General features: G+C 58.5%; 4 protein-coding genes. 3 read left to right on the top strand and 1 reads right to left on the bottom strand.

What is annotated here, in order from left to right; genetic code table 11:
- Positions 1–184: hypothetical protein (locus HLUSI_RS34320; protein ID WP_238534036.1), on the bottom strand; the 184-nt coding region annotated here is incomplete at its 3' end.
- Between the two features lie 19 nt (positions 185–203).
- Here HLUSI_RS34320 and HLUSI_RS0117960 point away from each other — a divergent pair.
- The 3 genes from HLUSI_RS0117960 to HLUSI_RS0117950 all read left to right on the top strand — a co-directional run.
- Positions 204–899 (top strand): heavy metal response regulator transcription factor, encoded by a 696-nt coding sequence (locus HLUSI_RS0117960; RefSeq protein WP_029363721.1) that lies wholly within the window; start codon positions 204–206, stop codon positions 897–899.
- On the top strand, positions 896–2275 hold the full coding sequence (locus HLUSI_RS0117955) for a heavy metal sensor histidine kinase (protein ID WP_016835265.1): 1380 nt from the start codon (positions 896–898) through the stop codon (positions 2273–2275). Before HLUSI_RS0117960 ends, HLUSI_RS0117955 begins: the two co-directional genes overlap by 4 nt.
- Before the next feature lie 149 nt (positions 2276–2424).
- On the top strand, positions 2425–3383 hold a 959-nt coding region (locus HLUSI_RS0117950), incomplete at its 3' end, for an AMP-binding protein (protein ID WP_016835264.1).

Below are 3383 nucleotides of genomic sequence, written 5' to 3'. Positions count from 1 at the left end.
TCCCTTCACGAAACGGCGGCGGGAGCTTATTGGAGACGATGAGTTCGACATAGGATGGATTTCTCCGAGGTGAGGATGTATGCGGCTGATGATAAAGAGCGCCGGCGATCAGTTGGATGACCCGATCATTACATTGCTGTAATGATCTCGTCATTCTCGTCAACTGCACGTACCATGTGTTCATCTCTCTACTCATTGCTACCATGAAACTTCTTGTCGTTGAGGATGAGCCGAAAACCGGCGAATACATCCAGCGCGGGCTCAGCGAAGCCGGCTTCATTGTTGATCTGGCAAAAAACGGGCTGGATGGCTACCATCTGGCGATGACGGAACCTTATGACCTAATCGTCCTTGACGTGATGCTGCCCGACGTCGACGGCTGGCGCATTGTTCAGTCTCTGCGTGAAGCGCAAAAGACTGTCCCGGTGCTGTTCTTGACGGCGCGCGATAGCGTGTCGGACCGCGTGAAGGGGCTGGAAATGGGCGCGGATGACTATCTGGTCAAACCGTTCGCTTTTTCCGAACTGCTGGCACGGGTGCGCACCTTGCTGCGTCGAGGGAGTAGCGCTGTATTGCAAGACCGCCTGACGGTAGCCGACCTCGTGCTGGACCTGCCGCGCCGCACGGCAAGCCGGGGTGGCCGCAAACTGGTGCTCACGAACAAGGAATTCGCGCTATTGGAGTTCCTGGCCAGGCGCCGAGGAGAGGTTTTGCCTCGCTCCCTGATCGCCTCCCAGATCTGGGACATCAACTTTAATAGCGACACCAATGTCATTGACGTGGCGATTCGCCGCCTTCGGGCAAAAGTCGATGATGGTTTTGACGAAAAGTTGATTTTGACTGTTCGAGGTGTCGGCTACATCCTGGACGTCCCTGAGCACACGGAGAGCGCCACGTGATCCGTCAACGCTCGCTGACGGTCCGCCTGACTGCCTTGTTCGCCTTGGCATCGACAGCCGTGCTGGTCGGCCTGGGCCTGCTCATCATCTCGACCGTGGCCAAGCACTTTACCGATCAGGATGAACAACTGCTGGAAAAAGAACTGCAGCTCATCCGCATGGTGGTGAATGAACGAGGCGCAGACGCCATTACCTCGACCTTTGGCGAGGCATTGCACAACCATCCGGGCTTTTACGTTCACATCAGTTCACTGAGCGGACAAGCCTTGTATTCGACACTGAACCACGCTACCGCGCCGATCCTCGCTGCTGCACAATCCGCCGTGCCTGGTCGTTCGTTTGCGGTGCCTGTGGGTCAGCACCAGAAGTTCCAGGCGATCAAAGCCCGTTTGAAGGATGATCAAAGCGCTCGGGAACTGCAAGTCATTGTGGCAGTTGACACCGAGATCCATGATCATTTCATGCGCAATTTCCAGACCACCCTTGTCCTCTATATCGCGGGTTCAGTATTAATTGTTGTGCTCCTGAGCTGGTGGGCGGCGCGCCGTGGGCTAGCCCCCTTGCGCGCGATGTCGGACAAAGTGCAAGCGGTCTCTTCTCATAACTTCGGCGAACGCATGTCCGTCGAGATGCTGCCGATCGAAATTGCCGATCTCGCGGCCAAGCTCAACGCCATGCTGGAACGATTGCAGCGCGATTTCAATCGCATCACGAACTTTTCGACTGATATCGCCCACGAGTTGCGCACGCCCATTACCAACTTGCTGACCCAGACGGATGTCGTCCTGACGCAGCAGCGCACCAATGAAGCCTATCGCGACATCCTTTCGTCGAATGCCGAAGAGTTACAGCGACTCGCCCGGACCATTTCCGATATGCTGTTCTTGGCGCAAACAGAAAACGGTATTACCTTGCCCAGCTATGAGCGACTGAGTCTGCAAGAAGAGATTTCTGAGCTATTCGATTTTTACGACGCGCTGGCAGAAGAAAAGAATGTCCTGATGCGGCTTGCAGGGGAAGCCTCGATTCGGGGCGATCGCCTGATGGTGCGCAGAGCATTGAGCAATCTGATTTCCAACGCCATGCGTTATACGCCGCCGGCAGGAGTGATTGCGGTATCGATTGACAGGTCAGAGAAGGACATCAGCGTGCATGTCGAAAACGATGGTCCGGAGATACCATCCGAGCATCTTCCTCATTTGTTTGACCGGTTTTATCGGGCGGACAAGGCACGCACCAAGCTGGACTCCGATTCTGCCGGTTTAGGGCTGTCCATCACAAAAGCCATCATGCGCGCCCATCAAGGCGAGGTGTCAGTACGGTCCGCACAGGGTAAAACCCGATTCACGCTGCTATTTCCCAATGCTGCTGCGTGAAGCTGCCACGGCGCAGCAAGCCGTCGCCGGCAGGCCCGGAGACGGAAAATCGGGCTATCATCATCGTTCCGGAAAAAGCAGCCGCGCATATTGCCTGTATCGGGCTCCGTGCGCCGCTCGCTTGCCGCCATGACAACGACAGGAGACCCATGAGCGCCCATATCATCGACACCACCCCGGAGGCTTACGGCTACCCGCTGCTGATCAAGCAATTGCTGCACTCTTCCATGGCGACCGCGCCCGACCAGGAGATCGTCTACGGCATCGACAACCAGCGCCGCCACACTTACGCCGACCTCAACGTACGCATCCAGCGCCTCGGCAACATGCTGCGCGAACTCGGCCTGCAGCGCGGCAATACCGTTGCCGTGATGGACTGGGACAGTCACCGCTATCTCGAATGCTTCTTCGCCGTGCCGATGCTCGGCTGCGTGCTGCAGACCGTCAACGTGCGCCTGTCGCCGGAGCAGATCGCCTACACGCTCAACCATGCGCAGGCCGACGTCTTGCTGGTCAATTCCGACTTCCTGCCGTTGTTGAAGCAGATCCGCGGCGAGCTGACCACGCTCACGCGCTGTGTCTGGCTCACCGACGACGCCACGCCCTGCCCGCGCGGTCCTGGCTTTGCTGGCGAGTATGAGGAACTGCTGGCCCAGGCCGAGCCAGCCTGCGACTTCCCCGACTTCGACGAGAACGCCCGCGCCACCACCTTCTACACCACCGGCACCACCGGCCTGCCCAAGGGCGTCTACTTCAGCCATCGCCAGCTGGTGCTGCACACGCTGGCGGTCACCGCCGGCCTGGCGCTGGCGCCGCAGCAAGGCCGCCTGCATCGCGACGACGTCTACATGCCGCTGACGCCGATGTTCCATGTGCACGCCTGGGGCCTGCCCTACGTCGCCACGATGGCCGGGCTAAAACAGGTTTATCCGGGCCGCTACGTGCCCGACACCATTCTCAAACTGATCGATACGGAGAAGGTCACCTTCTCGCATTGCGTGCCGACCATCCTGCACATGGTGCTGAGCGCGCCTGCCGCAAAAGACGTCGACTTGTCGAAGTGGAAAATGATCATCGGCGGCTCCGCCATGACCAGCGCGCTGGCATG

Origin of the sequence: Herbaspirillum lusitanum P6-12, from assembly GCF_000256565.1 — a bacterium.
Lineage (GTDB): Bacteria > Pseudomonadota > Gammaproteobacteria > Burkholderiales > Burkholderiaceae_D > Herbaspirillum > Herbaspirillum lusitanum.
The sequence above is the reverse complement of the archived record's forward strand: the minus strand, read 5'-3'. Positions and strand labels throughout refer to the sequence as shown.

Excerpts from the sequence above, each read along its gene's own strand:
- HLUSI_RS0117960 (WP_029363721.1), top strand. The coding sequence starts at position 204 with ATGAAACTTCTTGTCGTTGAGGATGAGCCGAAAACCGGCGAATACATC.